Raw genomic sequence first — 18,973 nt, forward strand, 5'->3', positions numbered from 1 at the left:
GCCGGCCGGTCGACCATCCGACTTCGTTTGAGCCAATGCTTCAATCTAACCCGGAAAAGCTCTAGTGGGTGAGCTTCAGGTCGGGCTTCTCCCCATCCCAAGCCTGGAGACCGTCGGGAATCTCGCGGAACCGGAGGCACTTCGACATCATCGTGCCGGAGATGCACATCGCGTCACCTTTGACGGCCCAGTTTACGGTCAGCTGAAACAGCAGAGGCCCCTTGATGTTCCCCGTGCCATCCTTGTTCAGAGTGAGTTTGAAGTTCCTGCCATTTGGCGCTTCCGCCGACCACGGCTTTCCATTGGCGATAATAGCGGCCGCTGTCTGCGGCGGCAGATAGGCTTTTCCCTCTGCGGCAAAAGCGGGTGCTGCGGCAACAACCGCGACGGCCGCCATCGCGAGCGTTAGACGTTTCATGCTGGTATCCTTTCTTTCTCTGATATCAGGAAAGCGAGCGTCAGATTGCGCATGTCGCGGCATCTGTTTTCCGTTGCTATCAAGGGACAGCGGCCTCATTGCCGCGGTCACGGTAGTGTTCACCTGCGTCCGGTTCGCCGATATCGCCTGCCATTTGACCGAGGCCGACCATGACGGCACTTTCGCGCCACAACCGTTCCCGGGCGTCCGGGCTTTGCGCCAGCGCCGAGGGATCGGGGAATGTTGGTTTGCCCTTGACGAGGGAGAGATAAATTCGGCCCGCCGGCAGGGTGACGGCGCCAAGAGAGACCTCGGCCAGTGCTTCGCCGGCGCGCTCAGGTGTTCCGACCACGTATTCGGGACGGAAGAGGCCGACCAGGCGGAAGACAGTATGCATCAGGAACATGACAAGCGCCCGTGCGACGCGCGGACTGTCGCGGCCGAGCGAGGTGCCGCCGGTGAGGCCGGGGCTGAAGGCGACGACGGTGATCCCGCGTGCCTTGACGTCATCGAGAGCAGCGAAGGATTGTGCGGTCAAAAGATTGCACAGCTTGGAGGCGGCATAGGCGCGTATTCCCGAGCCGAAGCCACTCTTGCCCGGGCGCGCCAGCACCTGCGGCTCAAGAGTCTTGGGAGCGATCGGAGTAACGGCGGGATCATGGGTTTCGCTGGTGGTGATGATCAGGCGGCCGTGGTCGGCCATATCAGGCAGCAGCAGTCTTGCCAGCAGATAATGTGCGAGGTGATTGACCGCGAATGTCAGCTCATAATCGTCCGAACTCCGCCCTTCGCTCGTGGAGGACTGCATGCCAGCGTTGAGGACGAGGACGTCGATGCCGGCTTCACCGAGTTGATCCCTTACCGTGTTGATGAATTGGCGGACACTGGCAAGCGAGGCGAGATCGAGCGGTATCACCTCGACGCCACGCGGGATTTTCCGTCCATTTCCACGGGCATCGACGATGACGCGCGTGTCGGGCTGGGCGGCGATGTGCCGTAGAGCGTGTGCGCCAAGCCCCGCGGTGACTCCGGTCATGACGACAACACGCTGTGGCTTGGTTCTATCCATGGCTGATCATCTCGTAATTATCCATCTCGATTCCTTGGGCCGCAGTCGCGGCGCAGTTTATCCGGTCCCCGAACATGATCGGCTCGCGGGAAGTGGCAGGGCTGGAGCGGTCTTCAGTTCGATATTGCCGGTCACATAAAGGCCGGTGCGCGGACGCAAGTCCGCGGGAAGCGCCACATAGACGATCACGCGGCTGGTATCGGTGCTGACCGAAGGTGCAACAAGCCTGACTTTGCCTTGAATTGGCCGATCATCCGGTCCGTTGATTTCGACGCTCAGACCTTCTGCGATGCGCGGGAGGTAGTGCGCCTGAACTTCGGCCTGCCACTCGACGCGCTGTTGGCGCGCAAGGCGAAACAGCTCAGCACCGGCCGAGACGACAGCTCCCAGTTCGGCGGAGCGCGAGATGATGAGGCCGTCGTCGACGGCGGTGATGGTCGTCTGCGCAAGCTTGATCTTTTCACTGTCGAGCGCCGCGTCTTCAGATGCAAGGCTCGCTTCTGCCGCCCGTTCGTCGGCCAGATATTCGGCGATCTTTTCGGCGGTAAGATCTCCCGCTGGGGAGAACTGCCGTGCCCGGTCGGCGTTGAGCTTGGCCTTGGACAGATTTGCCTTGGCGGCTGCGACGGCCGCCTCCTGCTTGCGCATATCGGCCAGCACGCTTTTCTGCGACAGCCGGACGAGCGTCTGTCCCTTGGTGACGACGGAACCGACATCGACGAGAACATCGGTTATGCGCAGGCCGCTCGCCTCGGAGGCGACAATCGCTTCCTGCCACGGTTTCAGCCATCCGCCTGCGGGAATGGTCTCAGGTCCGTCCCGCTGCGCCGAAAGTGAGACGGTCAGCGCGGGCGCAGCCACCTGCTCCAGCATGGCATTGCGCAAGAGAAAGAGAAGCGTTGCCGCGATGCATGCGGCGGCAACTGTCCCAAGCGACTTTCTCACGATGCCACTCCTTGCCGTTTTAAGCACCGGCAGGTCGTGTCAGAGCCGATCGATGCCGTCATATCGATCAGTAGCGGGACGAACGTAAAGTGCGGTCAAGTTAGTGTTAAGCTGGGTAAAATTGATGGAGTGTTCCCATTTGTGCTGTATGACCGCTGACATGAATGACGGACGACGCGAATGAACAAGGTTCTCCTCATCGACGACGACGTCGAGCTGACGACGCTTCTGCAGGAATATCTGACGGAAGAAGGATATGACGTCGCCACTGACACGGATGGCCGTGCGGCGATTGCCGCAGCCGCCGGCAACACGGCCGACATTATTGTGCTCGACATCATGATGCCGCGAATGAACGGGATCGAAGTGCTTCAGAGAATCAGGAAGCTCAGCCAAGTCCCCGTTCTGATGCTGACCGCCCGAGGAGATGATGTCGATCGGATATCCGGTCTCAATCTCGGCGCCGACGATTATGTGCCGAAGCCGTGCTCGCCCGGCGAACTTGCGGCGAGGGTTCGCGCTATCCTGCGTCGAGCGGGTCAGCCGGTCGCCGGAGTCTCGATCGACACGGTGAGGGCCGGGCAGCTCGTGATCCATCCGGGCAGCAGGATTGCCGAGTGGCGCGGAGAACCCCTTGATCTGACCGGCACGGAATTCAGCCTGCTTGAGGTTCTTGCCCGCAATGGCGGTCAGCTCGTGTCGAAGCAGGACATTTCAAAACGCGCCTTCGGCAAGCCGCTTACGCCGTTCGACCGGCGTATCGACGTCCATATCAGCAGCGTCCGTCAGAAGCTCGGGCTGAGGGAGGACGGGCAATCCTGGATCCAGTCCGTTCGTGGCCAGGGTTACCAGCTTCTCATGGACTGAAAATGCCACGTCTTTTCTGGAAGTTCTTCAGGATCATTTGGCTGACGCTGGCGATAAGCCTCGCAGTCGTGATCCTGCTCGTCAAATTCCTTCAAGCGGTTCCGTTTGCGCGGCAGCTGGACCAGGAGCGACGGGCGATTGTCATGAATCTGACGGAGAACATCCTGCTCCACGACGGCGAAGACGCCGCCGCGCGTTTCGTTCGGACAAGCGAGAGAACTCAGCCCCTCGGCCTTACGCTTTCGAAGCCTGCTGAAGCCGGCGCCTGTACCACGAAGAGCACGGTCACCACCCGGGACGTGCTGAGGGATGGGATTTGCTATCGGCTTTCTCTCTCAGCGCCCCCCAGCTTCACGTTCGATAGGCTTGGTCCTATCATACCGTGGCTCACCATCCTGGTTGCGAGCACGATTGCGGCGGGCGCGCTCGCCCGGTATTTGATCCGCCCCGTCGTGCATTTGCGCGATGGCTTGAGCGCGCTTGCGCATGGCCGCTTCGATTTTCGCATTGGCGACAAGATGGCCGGCCGGAAGGACGAGGTGACGGCGCTCGCCTACGACTTCGATTCGACCGCCGCACGGCTTCAGGAACTTCAGGATGCGCAGCAGAGGCTGTTTCACGACGTCTCTCATGAACTGCGTTCGCCTTTGTCCCGCCTGCAGGCCGCCGTCGGCGTACTCAGGCAGAGCCCAGCCAAACTCGCCGCCATGCTGGATCGAATGGACCGGGAGGTCGAACGCCTCGACATGCTGGTAGGGGAGGTATTGACCCTTGCCAGGCTGACGGCCGGATCCGGCCGGCCGCTGAAGACGCAGACCCTTGATGTCATCGAACTGCTGAACGAAATTCTTGGCGATGCGGCCTTCGAAGCCCAGGCGCGGAAGGTCTCGATCACGACGAGCATCGACGGCACATTTCGGGCCGAGGTCGAGGGTGAACTGATCTACCGGGCCTTCGAAAACGTCGTGCGCAATGCCGTCAAATACACCGCCGAGCATTCGCACATAAGCGTTTCCTGCGAGTGGACTGCCGAGCGCCTCAGGGTCTGCGTCACGGATCAGGGGCCTGGCGTCGGGCGGGATGAGCTTGAACGGATCTTTCAGCCGTTCTCACGCGGAAAAGAGGCGGTGCCGAAAGGAGGATACGGTCTTGGCCTCGCCATCACCAGGCAGGCCATCGAACGTCACGGCGGGCGCGTGCATGCGTCGCTACCGGATGCCGGCGGCCTGGCGATCACACTGGAGCTTCCCAGGAGGCCAACGTCCTATGGTGCAGCCGACGATGAAAACTGATCCGGATCGCCCGCTGAGGCGCGCCGGATTTTACCTAACTTTACAGTTTCTTAACTGCTGTTAACGCTGGCACCGCTAAGCCTGAACGCCCAATCCCGGTTCAGAAGGCTCGCCAGTGAGTACCTCGCTTCGCACAAGACTCTCATCCCTCCGCTACGCCGCATCCGCATTCACACTGCTGCTGACCGGCTGCGTCAGCGGCCCGGATCACGTCCCCCCTGAGATGCCGCTTCCCGCCAAATTCGAAGCGGGGAGCAGCAAGAGCAACGGCGATGTCGTGGCGACTGAATGGTGGACGGCCTATCGCGACAAGAAGCTCGACGGGCTGGTCACTCACGGCCTCAGAGAGAACCTCGATGTGCTGCAGGCGCTCGAGAACATCAACTCCGCTTTCGCCAACGTCACGATTGCTGGGGCAGGCGCTCTGCCGAGCTTGAGCGTGGACGCATCGCACACGATATCCGGCGAGAAGGGGCGGCTGCGCACGACGGTCGGCACCACGAACACGACGGGAGGCGATGCCAGCCTGTCCTGGCTGCTCGACGTCTTCGGCCAGTACCGTCGCTCGAAAGAGAGCGCCATCGCCTCGCTTGGAGCCGCTTATGCGACGGCCGACAATGCGAGGCTCACCTTTCTGAAAGACCTCGTCGAGAGTTATGTCGACGCCCGCTACTATCAGGAACGGATTGCACTCTCACAGGCGAATTTGAAATCCCGCCAGCAGACTTACGAACTTACGCAGCTGCAGCTGAAAGCCGGTGCGGCCTCCCGCCTCGACGTCGTTCAGGCCGAGGGCTTGGTACAGTCGACAAAGTCGGACATTCCCGGCCTCGAACAGAGCTTCACCGAGTCGACCCATCACATTGCCACTCTGCTCGGAATGCCGGCGGCTTCGCTGACGGACGAGCTGCGCAAGAATACAGGCCAGCCGGTGTTCCGCGGCGACATCCGCGCCGGCATTCCGGCCGATCTTATCCGCAACCGTCCCGATATAAGAAAGGCCGAACGCGAGCTGGCGGCGGCTGTGGCCGATATCGGTGCAGCCGAAGCCCAGCTTTACCCGTCGATCTCGCTCTCCGGCTCGATTTCGCCGAGCTGGGTCAAATCATCGGGCGCCAGCGGCGCAAGCCTGACCAGTTGGTCGTTCGGCCCGACGCTCAACCTGCCGATTTTCGATGGCGGCAAGTTGCGGGCCAATGTCGACATCGAGAAATCCGATGCCAGAACCCAATATCTGGCGTGGAAGGCGGCGGTGCTGAACGGGGTCGAAGAGGTCGAGAACGCGCTTGCGGCCGTTCGCCACGACACGCAGGCGCTGGGACCGTTGCGCAGGCAGGTGCAGACGGCGCAGGAATCGCTGGCGCTTTCGACCACGAGCTACAAGGATGGCGCCTCTTCGCTGCTCGACGTCCTGGATGCGCAGCGCTCGGTCTCAAATGCTCAGGAGAGCCTTGCTGCCACCGTGCAGCAGGTCGCGAAGGATTATGTCGACCTCTATGTGGCCATCGGCGCCGGTTATCTCGAGCCGGAACAGGCCGCCTCCAAGCAAACTGCTAAGTCGGGCTGATTGGATGGGAGGTCGGGCCTATCGTCCGGCGCTTTCCAGAATGCGCAGCGCAAGTTTGAGATGCGGCAAGTCAAGCATGCGTCCGTCAAGCTGGATGACGCCGGCGTCGGGCCTGGCGGCAAAGGCGGCGGCGACTTTCTCGGCCCAGGCGACCTCGGAGGCGTCAGGTGTGAAGGCGTGATTGATCGCTTCGACCTGGTTCGGATGAACGGCCATCATGCCGGAAAAGCCGTCGCGCCGGGCACGGCCGACATAGGACCTGAGACCGTTGAGATCGCGAAAATCGGGATAGACGGTATCGATTGCCGGAACGGCGGCGGCATGGGCTGCGAATAAAGTGAGCGAGCGGGCAAGCTCGTAAGGCGGCGTATAACGGCCATCCGTCCTCCGCGCGGTCGCAGCCCCTATTGCGGCGGGCAGATCCTCGGCGCCCCAGGTCAGGCCGCAAAGCTTCGTCGAGACCTCGCGGTAGCTGCCGATCTCGAAGATCGCGGACGGCGTTTCCGTCGCGATCGGCAAAATGGGAACGGCCGGCGTCAACGAGGCTGCGAGTTTGCCCACGGAAACGGCCCCCTCGGCCTTCGGCAACATGATGGCAAAGGGATGAAGACCGTTCAGAGCGGCAAGGTCGGCTTCGAATTCAGGGGAGGTGAGGGGATTGACGCGGATCAGGAGAGCGGTCTCGCCGGTATGGCCGAGGACGAATTCGTGCACGGCCTCCCGTGCTTTTGGCTTGTTCGCGGGCGCAACTGAATCTTCCAGATCGAGAATGACGGCATCGGCGCCGGAGGCGAGCGCTTTGTCGAAACGCTCCGGCCGGTCGCCGGGCACGAAGAGCAGCGAGCGCAGCCTCATGACGGTTTTACCTTCAGCATCGCCGTGCGCAGGCACTGGCAGACGATTTCATCACGCTGGTTCAGGGTCAAGTGTCGGAAGGTGACGATGCCGGCATCGGGGCGGGAGTTCGAGCGCCGCAGCTCCGTCACTTCGGTTTCCACCCGCAGCGTGTCGCCGATGAAGACCGGTTTCGGCATCGTCACCTTGTCATAGCCGAGATTAGCGACGAGCGTGCCGAGCGTGGTGTCGCCGACCGAAAGGCCGATGGTGAGCGCAAAGGTGAAAGTGCCGTTGACGACGATCCGGCCGAACTCGGTGCCGGCGGCATAATCGGCATCGAGATGCAGCGGCTGCGGATTGTGGGACAGCGTCGTGAACAGCAGATTGTCGGTCTCGGTGACGGTGCGGCGGATCTCGTGGGCGATGCGGTCGCCGACCGTCCATTCGTCGAAATAGCGGCCGGCCATCACGCCTCCTCCTTGATGACGCTGACGACCAGCTGGTTTTCCGAAACCCGGACGCCCGTGGAAACCTGCAATTTCCCAACGATGCCGTCGAAGGGCGCGCGTAGAGCATGTTCCATCTTCATCGCTTCGACCGTCAGCAGACGATCCCCCTTTGCAACAGCGTCGCCTTCGGCGACATCGACCGATATGACGAGACCGGGCATGGGCGAAAGGATGGCGCCGTCGCTTGCACCCTGGCTTGCCTCGACCTCACCTGCATGAGGCAGGCCGATCGGCCAGGCATTGCCGGCCTCGAAAAGCACGGTCTTCTCGTCGGCCCAAACGGCATTCGCCTCAAGGTCGGGTCGTACGCGCCCCCAGCGGAGGTGACCGTCGATGCGCACCCGGACGCGGCCGTCGCCTGGCCCGGCGATGCGAAAACCGGTCAGCGCCGACCAGGGATCCTCATTCGCGGCCTTCGAAAGTGCCGTGGCCGCCTTGTCGATTGTCGTCTCATCCGGCTCCTTCGCCACCAGGCTTTCACCATGGCGGTCGAGAAAGCCGGTATCGATTCGGGCGGCGCGAAAATCCGGGTCGACGGCGATGCGGGCAAGAAGACCGGCATTGGATCTGACCGGCCAGACCTCGATGCCGGCACAGGCGGCTGCGAGCTTCGACAGGGCGGCCTCGCGGTTCGGCCCATGCGCAATGATCTTGGCGATCATCGGGTCGTAGAAGGCGGTGATCTCATCCCCCTGTTCGACGCCGCTGTCGACGCGGACCGCCTCTGGAAGTTTCAGATGGTCGAGCCGGCCGGTCGAGGGCAGATAGCCGGCGGCGGGATTTTCGGCATAGAGCCGGGCTTCGAAGGCCCAGCCGTTGATGGCGATCTCGTCCTGGTTTTTCGGCAACGGCTCGCCGTTTGCCACCTTCAGCTGCCAGAGCACCAGATCCTCGCCGGCGATTGCTTCAGTGACCGGATGCTCCACCTGCAGGCGCGTGTTCATCTCCATGAACCAGATACGGTCGGGACGCAGGCCTTGCGAGGCATCGGCGATGAATTCGATCGTGCCGGCGCCGACATAGTTCACCGCTCTTGCGGCCTTCACCGCCGCATCGCAGATCGCCGTGCGGGTGGCAGCATCGAGGCCGGGGGCGGGGGCTTCCTCGATGACCTTCTGGTGGCGGCGCTGCAGCGAACAGTCGCGTTCGAAGAGATGGACGCAGTTCCCGAAGCTGTCGGCGAAGACCTGCACCTCGATATGGCGCGGATTGGCGATATAGCGTTCGATCAGAACGCGGTCGTCGCCGAAGGAGGCGGCGGCCTCACGGCGGCAGGAGGCGAGGAGCTCGCTGAAATCCTCACGGCGGTCGACGCGGCGCATGCCCTTGCCGCCGCCGCCGGCGACAGCCTTGATGAGAACAGGGTAGCCGATGGCATCGGCCTCAGCTGCAAGCCTTGCTTCGCTCTGGTCCGGCCCGAGATAACCCGGTGTGACCGGTACGCCGGCCGCCTGCATCAGTTCCTTGGCGGCGTCCTTCAGTCCCATCGCCCGGATTGCGGCCGGGGGCGCCCCGACCCAGATGAAGCCGGCCTTCTCGACCGCTTCGGCAAATTCGGCATTTTCCGACAGGAAGCCGTAGCCCGGATGGATCGCGGTAGCACGAGTTTTGCGGGCTGCTTCGAGGATGCGTGCCTCGGACAGATAGCTTTCGCGGGCGGGCGGCGGGCCGATGGCGATCGCCTCGTCGGCTTCTCTCACGAAGGGCAGGCCGGCATCGGCCTCGGAGTAGACGGCGATCGTACGGATGCCGGCGATCTTTGCTGTCCGGATGATGCGGCGGGCGATCTCGCCCCTATTGGCAATGAGAAGGCTTTCCATTATCGCCGCCTCACATCCGGAACAGGCCGAAGCGCGGCCCTTTCGGGATCGGCGCATTCAGGCAGGCGGAGAACGCAAGACCAAGGACGTCGCGCGTCTGGCTGGGGTCGATGATGCCGTCGTCCCAAAGGCGGGCGGTGGCGTAATAGGGATTGCCCTCCGCCTCGTAGTCGGCACGGATCGGCGCCTTGAAAGCCTCCTCGTCGTCAGCAGACCAATTCTCTCCGCGCGCCTCCATCGCGTCGCGGCGGATGGTGGCGAGCACGGAAGCCGCCTGTTCGCCGCCCATGACGCTGATGCGGCTGTTCGGCCAGGTGAAGAGGAAACGCGGGCGATAGGCGCGGCCGCACATGCCGTAATTGCCGGCGCCGAAACTGCCGCCGATGATGACAGTCACCTTGGGCACGGTCGCCGTGGCGACCGCCGTCACCAGCTTTGCCCCGTCCTTGGCGATGCCGCCGGCCTCGTATCGGCCGCCGACCATGAAACCTGAAATATTCTGCAGGAAGAGCAGCGGCACCCGGCGCTGACAGGCGAGCTCGATGAAATGAGCGCCCTTCAGCGCGCTTTCGGAAAAGAGCACGCCGTTATTGGCGATGACGGCGACAGGCATGCCCCAGATGCGGGCGAAGCCGCAGACGAGGGTGGTGCCGTAGAGCGGTTTGAACTCGTGCAGTTCCGAACCGTCGACGATCCGGCCGATGACTTCGCGCACGTCATAGGGTGAGCGCACGTCATCGGGGATGAGGCCGTGAAGGTCTTCGACGGTTAGCTTCGGTGGCCGCGGAGGCTGGATGTCGATATCGACCGATTTCACGCTGTTGAGGCTGGCAACGATGTCGCGCACCAGGAGCAGTGCGTGTTCGTCGTTCTCTGCGACATGGTCGACGACGCCGGAGCGGCGGCCGTGGGTCTCGGCGCCGCCGAGCTCTTCGGCCGAGATGATTTCGCCGGTGGCGGCTTTGACCAGCGGCGGGCCGGCGAGGAAAATCGTGCCCTGATTGCGGACGATCACCGTCTCGTCGGACATGGCCGGCACATAGGCGCCGCCGGCGGTGCAGCTTCCCAAGACGCAGGCGATCTGCGGAATGCCTTCGGCCGACATCTGCGCCTGGTTGTAGAAAATCGCACCGAAATGGTCGCGGTCGGGGAAGACCTCGGCCTGATGCGGAAGATTGGCGCCGCCGCTATCAACCAGATAGAGGCAGGGCAGCCGGTTCTGCAGGGCGATCTCCTGCGCCCTGAGATGTTTCTTCACCGTCATCGGAAAATAGGCGCCGCCCTTCACCGTCGCATCATTGGCGACGATCATTACCTCGCGGCCGCAAACGCGGCCGACGCCGGATATAATGCCGGCGCCCGGCGCCTCGCCGCCATACATGCCGTTGGCAGCCAGCGTGCCGATCTCCAGGAAGGGACTGCCAGCATCGAGCAGGAGCTGAATGCGGTCGCGCGGCAGGAGCTTGCCTTTGCTGGTATGGCGCGCGCGCGCCGCCTGCGATCCGCCCTCGCGCGCTTTCGCCGAACGCTCGCAGAGTTCGTCGATAAGCGCTCGATTCTTGGCGGTATTGGCTTTGAAGCTTTCGCTGTGTCGATCGATCGCAGTCGAAATCACCGTCATGATGCGATGAGCTCCCGCCCGATCAGATACCGGCGAATCTCATTGGTGCCGGCGCCGATATCGTAGAGCTTGGCGTCGCGCAGGAACCGCTCGACCGGCCATTCCTTGGTATAGCCGGCGCCACCAAGCGCCTGGATCGCCTCCAGCGACACCTTCACCGCGTTCTCGCTGGCAAAGAGGATTGCGGCGGCCGCGTCGGTGCGCGTCGCGCGGCCGGCATCGCAGGCGCGGGCGACGGAATAGACATAGGCGCGGGCCGAATTCAGCGCGACATACATGTCGGCGATCTTACCCTGCATCAGCTGGAAATCGCCGATCGGCCTGCCGAACTGCTTGCGATCGCGGACATAGGGCAGCACGACATCGAGACAGGCCTGCATGATGCCGAGCGGGCCGCCGGCGAGCACAGCGCGCTCGTAATCGAGGCCGGACATCAGGATCTTCACGCCTTCTCCCTCCCGGCCCATCAACGCCTCGGCCGGCACCTCGCAATCCTGGAAGACCAGTTCGGCCGTATCGCTGCCGCGCATGCCGAGCTTGGAGAGCTTCTTCGAGACGCTGAAGCCGGGCAGGGCTTTTTCGATGATGAAGGCGGAAATGCCCTTCGGGCCGGCGGCCGGATCGGTCTTGGCATAGACGACGAGCACGTCGGCATGCGGTGCATTGGTGATCCAGAATTTGGTACCGTTGAGGACATAGCGGTCGCCTTTTTTCTCGGCCCGCAACCGCATCGAGACGACATCGGAGCCCGAGCCGACCTCCGACATGGCAAGCGAGCCGACATGTTCGCCGGAGATCAGCTTCGGCAGATGGCGGCGTTTCTGCTCCGCCGAGGCCCAGCGGCGGATTTGATTGACGCAGAGATTGGAATGGGCGCCGTAGCTGAGGCCAACGGAAGCCGAGGCGCGCGAGACCTCCTCCATGGCGACAACGTGCTCGAGATAACCGAGACCGGCGCCACCCAATTCTTCCTCGACGGTGATGCCATGCAAGCCGAGCGCGCCCATCTGAGGCCAGAGCTGGCGCGGAAACGTGTTGCTTTCGTCGATCTCCGCAGCCAGCGGAGCAATGTGATCGGCAGCAAACCGCGCCGTCGCTTCGCGGATCGCATCCGCGGTTTCGCCGAGCGAAAAATCAAACATGGCACTCCTCCCGCTAAAATATGTAGCGCGGGTTGCGAAAGGTTCAAAGTGCTGTTGGTTGAATGGTATTTGGAAGCGCTAATGGAAGGTGGTGCGGCAAGCCCGCCCGTTCCTCCCTCATGCCTGTGCTTGTCACAGGCATCCAGCCACCGCGCGTCCGCGCGGTGAATGACTCATTTTTGAAGGGCGTCTCTTGCGCCCAAGGACTTGGGCGTGCTGGATGCCTGTGACGAGCACAGGCATGAGGGAACGTGTTGGACGGCCAGCGCCAGATCGCAGCGCTGATCAAGATTCTATGCTACCGCTCGCGATCTTGTTCACCCGCTTCCTCACGCCGGAACGTCTCCGGGCTCTTGCCCATCCATTTCCGGAAGGCCCGGAAGAAGGCGCTGGGTTCGGAATAGCCGAGCTGCACGGCGATCTCGCCGATCGTTTTCGATGTATTCAGCAGCAGTTCGACGGCGAGATCGCGGCGGATCTCGTCCTTGATGGCGGCATAGCTTTGTCCTTCGTCGTGCAAGCGATGGCGCAGCGTCGAGGGCGGCATGCGCATATCGGCGGCGAGTTCGGCAAAGCTTCGCCACGTGGCCGGCGTTGCCTGGTTCAAGCGCCGGCGGACGGCGGCGGCGATGCCGGCATCGTAGCGGTAGCGCACCAGAATATTGGCGGGCGCGCCGCGCAGGAACTGTTTCAACGCCTGCTCGCTGCGTGAAATCGGCAGGTCGAGCAGAGTGCTGTCGAAGCCGAGACGGCTGATCGGTTGCGAGAAGCGCACCGGCGCGCCGAAGAACAGCCGGTAGTCGGCGCCTTGTTTCGGTTCGGCACAGCGGAAGTCGACGAGCCGGATGGGGATGCGGCGGCCGACCAGCCAACAGGTGATGCCGTGCAGGATGATCCAGTAGGTACGGTAGGCGAAGGCCGAGCGCGGGCTGCCCGCATCCCTGAGTTCGACCTCGGCGAGGCCGTCGCGGATGACGAGCTGCCCTCGGGGATCGTCGAGCACGACATCGAGGAAGCGCAGGGCCCGGCGGAGCGCTTGGCCGAGCGTCGGCGCATGCAGAACACAATGGCAGAGCAGGGTGAAGCTGCCGCTGCGCATTGGCCGGCCGCCCATGCCGAAGAATTCGTCATCGAGCTCGGCGGCGATTGCCAGCCAGAGCGCGCCATAGGTCTCGGCAGACACCGGCTGATCGACGGCCGATGGCAGCCCGACCCGGGCAAGGATCGGCGCCGTTGGCTTGCCGAGCCGCCGCAGGCTGTCGAGCGCCTCCTCGACGAAACCCGGTGCAATCATGCGTCGCTCGATCTCGGCCATCCCAACCTCGCTATGGCAATAATGGCCGAAATAATGGAGCAGTTCTGTCATCGCTTGCAATAGCTGGAGCGAATAGAATCCTGCCTGCCGGCAACATCTGGAGGAAATGGCCGGCGGCGAGGAGAAGAGATCCATGCTGATCCATGGGGCAAGTTTCATCGTCACCGGCGGCGGCTCCGGGCTCGGAGCGGCGACGGCGCGCATGCTGCTCGAGGCCGGCGGGCATGTGACGATCGCCGATCTCAATGTTGACGCGGGCGAGGCGCTCGCGCGGGAATTCGGCAGCGATGCTCGCTTCGTCAAGGCCGATGTGACCGATGGCGAGGCGGGAGCAGCTGTGGTCGCGGCGGCTGTTGAAGCCTTCGGCAGCCTGCGCGGTCTGATCAATTGCGCCGGGGTGGCGCCGGCCGAAAAGGTGATCGGCCGTGACGGGCCGCACCGCCTGGAGAGTTTCGCGCGCACCATCGGCATCAATCTGATCGGCACGTTCAACATGATCCGGCTTGCGGCTGCCGCGATCCAGACTGCGGCGCCGGATGGCGAAGGGGAACGCGGCGTGATCGTCAACACGGCCTCGGTCGCCGCCTTCGACGGTCAGATCGGCCAGGCGGCCTATGCCGCTTCCAAAGGCGGGGTGGCGGCGATGACCTTGCCGATCGCCCGCGAGCTTGCCCGTCACGGCATCCGTGTCGTGTCGATTGCGCCCGGCATTTTCGAGACGCCGATGATGGCCGGCATGCCGGCCGAAGTTCAGGCGGCACTCTGCCAGAGCGTGCCCTTTCCGCCGCGGCTCGGCCGGCCGGCGGAATTTGCCGGGCTGGTGCGCCATATCTTTGAAAACAATATGCTGAACGGCGAGGTCATCCGCCTCGACGGCGCATTGCGGATGGGCGCGCGCTGAGCGTCTGCCCCAAGGAGGAAAGATGGCACTGCAGGATCCCATCGTCATCGTCGGCGCGGCGCGCACGCCGATCGGCAGTTTCCAGGGAGAGCTGAAGGAGGTGACGGCGCCGGAGCTCGGAGCAACGGCGATCCGCGCTGCACTGGAGCGCAGCCGGGTCTCGGCCGAGGCGGTCGAGGAGGTCGTCTTCGGCTGCGTGTTGCCGGCGGGCCTTGGCCAGGCGCCGGCGCGTCAGGCGGCGATCGGCGCCGGTCTGCCGTTCGCGACGGGGGCCAGCACCGTCAACAAGATGTGCGGCTCGGGCATGAAGGCGGTCATGATGGCGCATGACCTGATCGCCGCCGACAGCGCCTCGGTGGCGGTCGCCGGCGGCATGGAAAGCATGACGAACGCGCCCTATCTCCTTGACAAGGCCCGCGGCGGCTACAGGCTTGGCCATGGGCGTGTCGTGGATCATATGTTCCTCGACGGGCTGGAGGATGCTTATGACAAGGGGCGCTTGATGGGCAGCTTCGCGGAGGATTGCGCCGAGGCGTATCAGTTCACGCGCGAGGCGCAGGATAATTACGCCATCGCCTCTCTGACGCGGGCGCAGAAGGCGATCACGGATGGCTGTTTCGACAGCGAGATCGTGCCGGTCACGGTAAAATCAGGCAAGGCCGAGCAGCTGGCGAGCCGCGACGAGCAGCCGGGCAAGGCCAAGCTCGACAAAATCCCGACGCTGAAGCCCGCCTTTCGCGAGGGCGGCACGGTGACGGCCGCCAATTCCAGCTCGATTTCCGACGGCGCGGCCGCCCTCGTTCTGATGCGCCGATCCGAGGCGGAGCATCGCGGTTTGACGCCGCTCGCCACCATCCTCGGCCATGCCACCCACTCACAAGCACCCAATCTTTTCGCCACCGCGCCAATCGGCGCGCTGCAGAAGCTTTCCGACCGGACCGGCTTGGCGCTCTCGAATGTCGATCTCTTCGAAATCAACGAGGCTTTCGCCGTCGTCGCCATGGCGGCGATGCGCGATCTCGATCTGCCGCATGAAAAGGTGAATGTGCATGGCGGCGCCTGCGCCCTCGGCCATCCGATCGGCGCATCGGGGGCCCGCATTCTGGTAACGCTGCTTTCAGCATTGGAGCGCTACGACCTCAAGCGCGGCATGGCGGCACTCTGCATCGGCGGCGGCGAGGCGACGGCCGTCGCCATCGAGCGGCACTAGCGGGAAGGGGAGGAGCCACATGATTCTTTCCGAACTCCAGCAGCAGATCTTGTATGTCGCCCGCGACTTTGCCCGCGATCGGCTGGCGCCGGGGGCGGCCAGGCGCGATCGGGAGCATCTCTTTCCGCGCGAGGAATTGCAGGAGATGGGCGAACTCGGGCTGCTCGGCATGCTTGTGCCGGAAGCTTATGGCGGCTCGGATACGGGTGTCATCGCCTATGCCGCCGCACTCGAGGAGATTGCCGCCGGCGATGGGCCGTGCTCGACGATCATGAGCGTGCACAGCTCCGTCGGCTGCGTGCCGATCCTCAAATTCGGCACCGAAGAGCAGCGGCAGCGTTTCCTGCCGAGGCTTGCGAGCGGCGAATGGATCGGCGGCTTTGCGCTCACCGAGCCGCAGGCCGGTTCCGATGCCTCGAACCTCAAGACCCGAGCCCGGCGCGACGGCGATCACTATGTGATCGACGGCGCCAAGCAGTTCATCACCTCGGGAAAGAACGGCAATGTCATCATCGTCTTTGCCGTCACCGATCCCGACGCCGGCAAGAAGGGCATCACCGCCTTCATCGTGCCGACGGACACACCTGGCTACGAGGTGATCCGGGTCGAAGAAAAGCTTGGGCTGCATTCCACCGATACCTGCCAGATCGCCTTCAACGCCATGCGCATTCCTGCGGATTTGAGGTTGGGTGCGGAAGGCGAAGGTTATCGCATCGCGCTCGCCAATCTCGAGGGCGGGCGGATCGGCATTGCCGCGCAGGCCGTCGGCATGGCGCGCGCAGCCTTCGAGGCGGCGCGCGACTACGCGAAGGAGCGTACCGCCTTCGGCAAGCCGATCTTTGAACATCAGGCCGTTGCCTTCCGCCTTGCCGACATGGCGGTACGGATCGAGGCGGCGCGGCAGCTCGTCTTTCACGCCGCTTCCCTCAGGGAAGCGGAGCTTCCGTGCCTGTCTGAAGCCTCGATGGCGAAGCTCTTTGCCTCGGAGATGGCCGAGCGCGTCTGCTCCGATGCGATCCAGATCCATGGCGGCTATGGCTACATGGCCGATTATCCTGTCGAGCGCATCTACCGCGATGTGCGCATCTGCCAGATCTACGAGGGAACGAGCGACGTCCAGCGCATGGTGATTGCCCGCAATCTATAGGAATGACATCCGGTCCCGCTTCCGGGGAGAAGGGCAGGGCCGGCAAAGGGAGGAAAGAAAAAACCATGGTGGATTCCGCTCGTTTGAGCCTGCACGTCCCCGAACCTGCCGTCCGCCCGGGCGGCCAGCCTGATTTTTCCAATGTCAAGATCGCCAAGGCCGGCTCCGTGCCGCGGCCGGAGGTCGATGTCGCGTCCGAGGATATCCGCGATCTCGCCTATTCGATCATCCGCGTCTTGAACCGTGACGGCGAGGCGGTCGGTCCCTGGGCCGGATCGCTCTCCGACGAGGAGCTGCTGACCGGCCTTCGCAACATGATGAAGCTGCGAGCCTTCGATGCCCGCATGCTGATGGCGCAGCGCCAGGGCAAGACCTCCTTCTACATGCAGCATCTCGGCGAAGAGGCCGTCAGCTGCGCCTTCCGCAAGGCGCTTGTTAAGGGCGACATGAATTTCCCGACCTATCGTCAGGCGGGCCTCCTGATCGCCGACGACTACCCGATGGTCGAGATGATGAACCAGATCTACTCGAACGAGAGCGACCCGCTGCACGGCCGGCAGCTGCCGATCATGTATTCCTCCAAGGAACACGGCTTCTTCACCATCTCGGGCAATCTCGCCACACAATATGTGCAGGCCGTCGGCTGGGCGATGGCTTCGGCGATCAAGAACGACAGCCGCATTGCCGCGGCCTGGATCGGCGACGGATCGACGGCGGAATCCGACTTCCATTCGGCGCTCGTCTTCGCCTCGACCTACAAGGCGCCCGTCATCCTCAACATCGTCAACAATCAGTGGGCGATCTCCACCTTCCAGGGCATTGCCCGCGGCGGCTCCGGCACCTTTGCCGCCCGCGGCCTCGGCTTCGGCATTCCGGCGCTGCGGGTCGACGGCAACGATTATCTCGCCGTCCATGCGGTCGCCCGCTGGGCTGCCGAACGCGCCCGGCGCAATCTCGGGCCGACGCTGATCGAACATGTCACCTATCGGGTCGGCGCGCATTCGACCTCCGACGATCCGAGCGCCTATCGGCCGAAGACGGAATCGGAAGCCTGGCCCCTCGGCGATCCCGTGCTGCGGCTGAAGAAACATCTGATCGTCAAGGGCGTATGGTCGGAGGAGCGGCATGTGCAGGCGGAAGCCGAAATCATGGACGAAGTGATCGAGGCGCAGCGCCAGGCCGAGGCGCATGGCACGCTGCATGCTGGCGGCAGGCCTTCGGTGCGCGATATTTTCGAGGGCGTCTATGCCGAGATGCCGGCGCATATCCGTCGCCAGCGGCAGAAGGCAGGGTACTGACATGGCCAGGATGACGATGATCGAGGCCGTGCGCAGCGCCATGGACGTCTCGATGGCGAAGGACGACAATGTCGTGGTCTTCGGTGAGGATGTCGGCTATTTCGGCGGCGTCTTCCGCTGCACCCAGGGCCTGCAGGCAAAATATGGCAGGACGCGCTGCTTCGATACGCCGATCAGCGAATCCGGCATCGTCGGCACGGCGATCGGTATGGCGGCCTATGGGCTGAAGCCATGCGTCGAGATCCAATTTGCGGACTATGTGTATCCTGCCTATGACCAGCTGACGCAGGAGGCGGCGCGAATCCGCTATCGATCGAACGGCGATTTCACCTGCCCGATCGTCGTGCGTATGCCGACTGGCGGCGGCATCTTCGGCGGCCAGACCCACAGCCAGAGCCCGGAAGCGCTCTTCACCCATGTCTGCGGGCTGAAGGTGATCGTGCCGTCCAATCCCTATGATGCCAAGGGCCTGCTGATCGCGGCGATCGAGGATCCCGATCCGGTCATGTTCCTCGAGCCGAAGCGGCTCTATAACGGTCCCTTCGACGGTCATCATGAGCGGCCGGTGACGCCCTGGTCGAAACACGATCTCGGCGAGGTTCCCGACGGCCATTACACCATCCCGATCGGCAAGGCCGAGGTGCGGCGCGTGGGATCGGCGGTAACAGTCGTTGCCTACGGCACGATGGTGCATGTGGCGCTCGCCGCGGCCGAGGATGCCGGCATCGATGCCGAGGTGATCGATTTGAGAAGCCTGCTGCCGCTCGATCTCGATACGATCGTCAAATCGGTCACCAAAACCGGGCGCTGCGTCGTCGTGCACGAGGCGACCTTGACGTCGGGCTTCGGCGCCGAGGTCGTGTCGCTGGTACAGGAACATTGCTTCTATCATCTGGAAGCGCCTGTTGTGCGCGTCGCGGGCTGGGACACGCCCTATCCGCATGCGCAGGAATGGGACTATTTCCCCGGCCCCGGCCGGGTCGGGCGGGCGCTTGCCGAAGTCATGGAGGCCTGA

16 protein-coding genes and 1 pseudogene are annotated in these 18,973 nt (G+C 63.5%); 8 read left to right on the forward strand and 9 right to left on the reverse strand.

Annotation, left to right across the window (positions count from 1 at the left end; all coding sequences use genetic code 11):
• Nucleotides 1–61: 61 nt before the first annotated feature.
• The 3 genes and pseudogenes from AMK02_RS22055 to AMK02_RS22065 all read right to left on the reverse strand — a co-directional run.
• Nucleotides 62–418, reverse strand: a complete 357-nt coding sequence (locus AMK02_RS22055) for a hypothetical protein (RefSeq protein ID WP_064807170.1) — start codon at nucleotides 416–418, stop codon at nucleotides 62–64.
• Nucleotides 419–497: 79 nt separating this feature from the next.
• On the reverse strand, nucleotides 498–1,487 hold the full coding sequence (locus AMK02_RS22060; RefSeq protein ID WP_064806777.1) for an SDR family NAD(P)-dependent oxidoreductase: 990 nt from the start codon (nucleotides 1,485–1,487) through the stop codon (nucleotides 498–500).
• A 34-nt stretch (nucleotides 1,488–1,521) separates the two neighbouring features.
• Nucleotides 1,522–2,459, reverse strand: a pseudogene (locus AMK02_RS22065) (efflux RND transporter periplasmic adaptor subunit); the annotation flags it as partial.
• 153 nt (nucleotides 2,460–2,612) lie between these two features.
• On the opposite strand from AMK02_RS22065, the gene AMK02_RS22070 reads away from it, so the two are divergent.
• The 3 genes from AMK02_RS22070 (at nucleotide 2,613) to AMK02_RS22080 (ending at nucleotide 6,158) form a co-directional block, all read left to right on the forward strand.
• Nucleotides 2,613–3,299: a response regulator gene (locus AMK02_RS22070; RefSeq protein ID WP_064806778.1), complete on the forward strand. Its 687-nt coding sequence runs from the start codon at nucleotides 2,613–2,615 to the stop codon at nucleotides 3,297–3,299.
• A gap of 2 nt (nucleotides 3,300–3,301) precedes the next feature.
• Nucleotides 3,302–4,591, forward strand: a complete 1,290-nt coding sequence (locus tag AMK02_RS22075) for a HAMP domain-containing sensor histidine kinase (protein WP_064806780.1) — start codon at nucleotides 3,302–3,304, stop codon at nucleotides 4,589–4,591.
• Nucleotides 4,592–4,706: 115 nt separating this feature from the next.
• Nucleotides 4,707–6,158 (forward strand): efflux transporter outer membrane subunit, encoded by a 1,452-nt coding sequence (locus tag AMK02_RS22080; RefSeq protein ID WP_064806782.1) that lies wholly within the window; start codon nucleotides 4,707–4,709, stop codon nucleotides 6,156–6,158.
• 18 nt (nucleotides 6,159–6,176) lie between these two features.
• On the opposite strand, the gene AMK02_RS22085 is transcribed toward AMK02_RS22080, so the two are convergent.
• From AMK02_RS22085 to AMK02_RS22110, 6 genes are all read right to left on the reverse strand, one after another.
• Nucleotides 6,177–7,013: an HpcH/HpaI aldolase/citrate lyase family protein gene (locus AMK02_RS22085; RefSeq protein ID WP_064806784.1), complete on the reverse strand. Its 837-nt coding sequence runs from the start codon at nucleotides 7,011–7,013 to the stop codon at nucleotides 6,177–6,179.
• Complete coding sequence (locus AMK02_RS22090; protein ID WP_064806785.1) at nucleotides 7,010–7,462, reverse strand: MaoC family dehydratase; 453 nt, start codon at nucleotides 7,460–7,462, stop codon at nucleotides 7,010–7,012. Before AMK02_RS22090 ends, AMK02_RS22085 begins: the two co-directional genes overlap by 4 nt.
• Entirely contained in the window at nucleotides 7,462–9,327 is a 1,866-nt protein-coding gene (locus AMK02_RS22095; RefSeq protein ID WP_064807171.1) for an acetyl/propionyl/methylcrotonyl-CoA carboxylase subunit alpha, read from the reverse strand. Before AMK02_RS22095 ends, AMK02_RS22090 begins: the two co-directional genes overlap by 1 nt.
• 7 nt (nucleotides 9,328–9,334) lie before the next feature.
• Nucleotides 9,335–10,945 carry a carboxyl transferase domain-containing protein gene (locus tag AMK02_RS22100; RefSeq protein ID WP_064806787.1) on the reverse strand — a complete coding sequence of 537 codons (1,611 nt, stop codon included), beginning with the start codon at nucleotides 10,943–10,945 and terminating at the stop codon, nucleotides 9,335–9,337.
• Complete coding sequence (locus AMK02_RS22105) at nucleotides 10,942–12,087, reverse strand: isovaleryl-CoA dehydrogenase (protein ID WP_064806789.1); 1,146 nt, start codon at nucleotides 12,085–12,087, stop codon at nucleotides 10,942–10,944. The genes AMK02_RS22100 and AMK02_RS22105 overlap by 4 nt, the downstream gene beginning before the upstream one ends.
• Before the next feature lie 298 nt (nucleotides 12,088–12,385).
• On the reverse strand, nucleotides 12,386–13,453 hold the full coding sequence (locus tag AMK02_RS22110; protein WP_064807173.1) for an AraC family transcriptional regulator: 1,068 nt from the start codon (nucleotides 13,451–13,453) through the stop codon (nucleotides 12,386–12,388).
• 82 nt (nucleotides 13,454–13,535) lie between these two features.
• Between AMK02_RS22110 and AMK02_RS22115 the strand changes: the two genes are divergently transcribed.
• The 5 genes from AMK02_RS22115 to AMK02_RS22135 all read left to right on the forward strand — a co-directional run bounded on the left by AMK02_RS22115 (nucleotide 13,536) and on the right by AMK02_RS22135 (nucleotide 18,973).
• The gene (locus tag AMK02_RS22115; protein WP_064806791.1) at nucleotides 13,536–14,303 is read left to right on the forward strand and encodes an SDR family NAD(P)-dependent oxidoreductase; all 768 of its coding nucleotides are present in this window, start codon (nucleotides 13,536–13,538) and stop codon (nucleotides 14,301–14,303) included.
• A gap of 22 nt (nucleotides 14,304–14,325) precedes the next feature.
• Nucleotides 14,326–15,513, forward strand: coding sequence for an acetyl-CoA C-acyltransferase (locus AMK02_RS22120; RefSeq protein WP_064806793.1), 1,188 nt, complete (start codon nucleotides 14,326–14,328; stop codon nucleotides 15,511–15,513).
• Nucleotides 15,514–15,532: 19 nt separating this feature from the next.
• Entirely contained in the window at nucleotides 15,533–16,660 is a 1,128-nt protein-coding gene (locus AMK02_RS22125) for an acyl-CoA dehydrogenase family protein (protein ID WP_064806795.1), read from the forward strand.
• Between the two features lie 65 nt (nucleotides 16,661–16,725).
• The gene (locus AMK02_RS22130) at nucleotides 16,726–17,958 is read left to right on the forward strand and encodes a 3-methyl-2-oxobutanoate dehydrogenase (2-methylpropanoyl-transferring) subunit alpha (RefSeq protein ID WP_064806797.1); all 1,233 of its coding nucleotides are present in this window, start codon (nucleotides 16,726–16,728) and stop codon (nucleotides 17,956–17,958) included.
• Between the two features lies 1 nt (nucleotide 17,959).
• Nucleotides 17,960–18,973 carry an alpha-ketoacid dehydrogenase subunit beta gene (locus AMK02_RS22135; RefSeq protein ID WP_064806799.1) on the forward strand — a complete coding sequence of 338 codons (1,014 nt, stop codon included), beginning with the start codon at nucleotides 17,960–17,962 and terminating at the stop codon, nucleotides 18,971–18,973.

The sequence above is a fragment of the Rhizobium sp. N731 genome (genome assembly GCF_001664145.1).
Taxonomy (GTDB): Bacteria; Pseudomonadota; Alphaproteobacteria; order Rhizobiales; family Rhizobiaceae; genus Rhizobium; species Rhizobium esperanzae.

Coding starts and splice junctions, on each gene's coding strand:
- AMK02_RS22055 (WP_064807170.1), bottom strand. CDS start 418: ATGAAACGTCTAACGCTCGCGATGGCGGCCGTCGCGGTTGTTGCCGCA.
- AMK02_RS22060 (WP_064806777.1), bottom strand. CDS start 1,487: ATGGATAGAACCAAGCCACAGCGTGTTGTCGTCATGACCGGAGTCACC.
- AMK02_RS22070 (WP_064806778.1), top strand. CDS start 2,613: ATGAACAAGGTTCTCCTCATCGACGACGACGTCGAGCTGACGACGCTT.
- AMK02_RS22075 (WP_064806780.1), top strand. CDS start 3,302: ATGCCACGTCTTTTCTGGAAGTTCTTCAGGATCATTTGGCTGACGCTG.
- AMK02_RS22085 (WP_064806784.1), bottom strand. CDS start 7,013: ATGAGGCTGCGCTCGCTGCTCTTCGTGCCCGGCGACCGGCCGGAGCGT.
- AMK02_RS22090 (WP_064806785.1), bottom strand. CDS start 7,462: ATGGCCGGCCGCTATTTCGACGAATGGACGGTCGGCGACCGCATCGCC.
- AMK02_RS22100 (WP_064806787.1), bottom strand. CDS start 10,945: ATGACGGTGATTTCGACTGCGATCGATCGACACAGCGAAAGCTTCAAA.
- AMK02_RS22105 (WP_064806789.1), bottom strand. CDS start 12,087: ATGTTTGATTTTTCGCTCGGCGAAACCGCGGATGCGATCCGCGAAGCG.
- AMK02_RS22110 (WP_064807173.1), bottom strand. CDS start 13,453: ATGACAGAACTGCTCCATTATTTCGGCCATTATTGCCATAGCGAGGTT.
- AMK02_RS22115 (WP_064806791.1), top strand. CDS start 13,536: ATGCTGATCCATGGGGCAAGTTTCATCGTCACCGGCGGCGGCTCCGGG.
- AMK02_RS22120 (WP_064806793.1), top strand. CDS start 14,326: ATGGCACTGCAGGATCCCATCGTCATCGTCGGCGCGGCGCGCACGCCG.
- AMK02_RS22125 (WP_064806795.1), top strand. CDS start 15,533: ATGATTCTTTCCGAACTCCAGCAGCAGATCTTGTATGTCGCCCGCGAC.
- AMK02_RS22130 (WP_064806797.1), top strand. CDS start 16,726: ATGGTGGATTCCGCTCGTTTGAGCCTGCACGTCCCCGAACCTGCCGTC.
- AMK02_RS22135 (WP_064806799.1), top strand. CDS start 17,960: ATGGCCAGGATGACGATGATCGAGGCCGTGCGCAGCGCCATGGACGTC.